General features: G+C 59.3%; 3 protein-coding genes and 1 pseudogene. 3 read left to right on the forward strand and 1 reads right to left on the reverse strand.

The genetic code is table 11. The features are described 5' to 3' along the window. Nucleotides 1–79: 79 nt before the first annotated feature. The 3 genes and pseudogenes from F3H95_RS26900 (at nt 80) to F3H95_RS26910 (ending at nt 3,114) form a co-directional block, all read left to right on the forward strand. Nucleotides 80–1,648, forward strand: coding sequence for an IS66 family transposase (locus F3H95_RS26900; RefSeq protein WP_149748233.1), 1,569 nt, complete (start codon nt 80–82; stop codon nt 1,646–1,648). 13 nt (nt 1,649–1,661) lie between these two features. Next, nucleotides 1,662–1,973: pseudogene (locus F3H95_RS26905) on the forward strand (transposase); the annotation flags it as partial. 80 nt (nt 1,974–2,053) lie between these two features. Further along, nucleotides 2,054–3,114 (forward strand): IS630 family transposase gene (locus F3H95_RS26910; protein ID WP_149748234.1). Its coding sequence is split into 2 segments (ribosomal slippage): nt 2,054–2,534 and nt 2,534–3,114, totalling 1,062 coding nucleotides; the frame shifts between segments, so codons are not numbered across the junction. A gap of 120 nt (nt 3,115–3,234) precedes the next feature. Here F3H95_RS26910 and F3H95_RS26915 read toward each other — a convergent pair. Next, nucleotides 3,235–3,591 (reverse strand): exopolysaccharide biosynthesis protein (locus F3H95_RS26915; protein WP_149748235.1); only part of this gene is annotated, 357 nt, incomplete at its 5' end.

Genomic DNA, 3,591 nt, shown 5'->3' on the forward strand with positions numbered 1-3,591 from the left:
ACGGGTTGCGTAAAGCAGATGCCAATCTTTACAGACAGATAAGTGGCAATCTGAGAGCAAATCGGCTATAAAGTTTGGCATGGAAGCGAGCCATTCGATCCTGCCTCACGACATCGATGCGTTGCGTGCCATTATCGTCGCGCAGGCGGATCAACTGGCTGAACAGGCTCGAAAGCTTCAATCCCGCGACACGCTAATCGACAAGTTGAAGGCACAGCTTGCGGTTCTCAAACGGGCGCGGTTCGGCTCGTCGTCCGAGAAGATGGACCGCGCCATCGAGCAGCTCGAACTGGCGCTGGAAGATATCGAGGCGGCCGAAGCGGAAGACATGATCCCGGCATCACCATCGATTGCCGGTGCAGCAAAAGCTAAACCAAGCCGCCAGCCATTGCCCGATCACCTGCCGCGCCACGACGTGACACATCAGGCAACTTGCTCATGCCCGGTCTGTGGCGGCTCAGACTTCATCCGCGCTGGCGAGAGCGTCAGCGAGGTCCTCGACTATGTCCCGGCCTCGTTCCGTGTCGTGCGCCATGTCCAGCCTCGCTTCACCTGCAAGGGCTGCGATACGCAGGTCAAGGCCGAGATGCCGTCGCTGCCCATCGAACGCGGCAAGCCGGGACCGGGCCTCGTCGCCCATGTGCTGATCGCCAAATATTGCGATCATCTACCTCTTTATCGCCAGTCCGAGATTTACGCGCGGGAAGGCGTCGATCTGTCTCGCTCGACCATGGCGGACTGGATCGGCAAGGCCAGCACATTGCTGGAGCCGCTGCTGGTGAAGCTTCGGGACCATGTGTTCGCTGGCCATCGACTTCATGGTGACGACACGCCCGTCCCGGTACTGGAGCCGGGCAAGGGCAAGACCAGGAGCGGCCGGTTGTGGACCTATGTTCGCGACGGTCGTCCCTGGGGTCACACGATCCCACCTGCAGTCTGCTATTTCTTCAGTCCGGACCGCAAGGGACTGCATCCCAGGCAGCATCTTGCCACCTTCTCCGGCGTGCTGCATGCCGACGGCTATGCAGGCTTCCGTGACCTCTACGAACCACACAAGCCAGGCGGCCCACCGACCATCCTGGAAGCCGCCTGCTGGGCGCATGCAAGACGCAAGTTCTTCGATCTGACGACGTCGGGCAAAGCGCCGATTGCAGAGGAGGCCCTGAGGCGGATTGGCGAACTCTACGACATCGAAAAGGCCATTCGTGGCGAGCCGCCAGACATGCGCAAAGCAACGCGGCAACACAGCAGCACTCCCAAGGTCGAAGCCCTGCGGTCCTGGCTGGACGACAACCTCAAACGCCTGCCGCAAAAATCCGGGACGGCTGAAGCGATCCGATATGCGCTGTCCCGCTGGAAATCGCTTTGTCGCTTCCTTGAAGACGGCACCATCGAGATCGACAACAATGCGGCTGAACGGGCCATCCGGCCGATTGCGTTCGGCCGCAAGAACTGGCTGTTTGCGGGATCAGACAAGGGCGGCGAACGCGCCGCTGCAATCCTGTCCTTGATCGAGACCGCAAAGCTAAACGGCCTCAATCCGGAAGCCTACCTGCGGGAGGTCCTCACCCGCATCGCCGATCATCCCATCAATCGGATCGACGAACTCCTGCCGTGGAACATGCCAGTTCCGTCAGAAATGGCCTGACCGGACGCTTACGCTGAAACGTCGTCGCGACTGGTTCGATGGTCAGCTTGATCTGGATCCGGCAAGGCTCGTGTTCATCGATGAAACTGGCCTGTCTCCGAAGATGTCCAGGCTGCGCGGCAGGTCCCCTTGCGGCGAGCGTTGTCGAGCCGCGATCCCACATGGGCACTGGAAGACGACGACTTTCACCGGTGCGCTCAAGCTCTCGGGCATGACCGCGCCCATGGTGCTCGATGGTGCCATGAACGGCAGGGCCTTCCGCGCATATGTCGAACAGGTTCTGCTTCCAACGCTGACAGTTGGCGATGTCGTTGTGATGGATAATACCACTCGTCGCTGAGGCTGACTCTTGGGATTCCCAAAAGCGGACGAATCTGAATCTCTGTGGCAAACAGGAGGTTTGCGATGGGTTCAGCGCTTTCATTACGGTCGGACTTCGACGGAGCGAGGTTGCGGCTTTTGGCTCGGCAGACACGCGATGCCGATCAGGCGCGGCGGCTTCTTTCACTTGCATCGATCTATGATGGCGGCTCACGCGCCGATGCCGCCCGGCTTGGCAGTGTGACGGTTCAGATCGTGCGCGACTGGGTGGTGCGCTTCAATGCTCGCGGTCCCGACGGACTGATCAACGGCAAGGCTCCTGGAAAATCTTCTCTCCTGAACGACGAACAGCGAGCAGCCTTGGCGCAAGCCATCGAGCGCGGACCGACGCCGTATCTGGATGGCGTCGTTCGGTGGCGTCTGTGTGATCTGGCTCAATGGATTTGGGAAGAGTTCCGCATCTCGGTGAGCGAGGAGACCCTGGGTCGTGAAGTGCGTGCCATGGGGTATCGCAAGCTCTCGGCTCGTCCAAGACATCATGCGCAGGATCCGGAGGCGGTAGAGGCATTAAAAAAAACTTCCCCGCCGCTGTGGCAGAAATCGCCGCCGGCCCCGCCAAGGGCAAAGTGATCGAAATCTGGTTCCAGGATGAAGCTCGGATAGGCCAGAAGAACAAGATCACGCGCCGCTGGGCCAAGCGGGGAACAAGGCCATCCGCGCCCCACGACCAGCGAACCAGATCGGCCTATATCTTCGGTGCCATCTGCCCCAAACAGGGCAAGGCTGCCGCTCTCGTCATGCCGTGGTGCGACACCCATGCCATGAACCAGCACCTGATCGAGATCTCCCGCCACGTCGCGTACAATGCCCACGCCGTTCTCATCATGGACCAGGCGGGTTGGCATATGTCCAACAATCTTGTCGTTCCAAAAAACATCACCATCCTGCCACTGCCGCCCAAATCGCCCGAGTTGAACCCGGTCGAAAACATCTGGCAGTTCATGCGCGAGAACTGGCTCTCAAACCGCGTCTTCAAGTCCTACGAGGATATCGTCGACCACTGCTGCTACGCTTGGAGAACCCTGCAGGATCGACCATGGAAGATCATGTCGATCGGCCGACGCAAATGGGCGCAAGGGTTCTGATCAATGACGGTTGGTATAAATCTAGAAAATTGCGACAAGGCCTTTGCAAGCGTCACCGTAGCGCTGCACGTAGTCTATGCAAAGCAAAATTCATGCGCTTCAGGGCAGACCGTGAGCAGACTAAAAAAGAGCCGTAAGCACGAGTGATCCAGCCGTGATTGCTAGATAGTAGCAGGCAAAACAGGCAGCCACCAGGACCACCATCGCCAGCAGGATCAGAAGCCCGTCCTGTTCAGCCAGCGAGATGGCGATGAGCACAATCGAGATTGCGGGAAGAGTGTTCCCAAACGGTATCGGCAGTGCAATCAGCACGGCAAGAAAGAGGACGGGGATGGCCAGTAGAACCCGCGCGCCTCGTCCCGTCAAGTGTGCGAGCCTTCTCGGCTGAAGCCTGGCTTCGATTCGAAGGATCGTCGGTCTCGTACCGTTGACTGCCGCCGCGACCACCTTCATCGGCAACATTCGTCGTCCCATGAA

The organism is Rhizobium sp. RU35A, assembly GCF_900156005.1.
GTDB classification, from domain to species: Bacteria; Pseudomonadota; Alphaproteobacteria; order Rhizobiales; family Rhizobiaceae; genus Neorhizobium; species Neorhizobium straminoryzae.

Excerpts from the sequence above, each read along its gene's own strand:
- F3H95_RS26900 (WP_149748233.1), top strand. The coding sequence starts at position 80 with ATGGAAGCGAGCCATTCGATCCTGCCTCACGACATCGATGCGTTGCGT.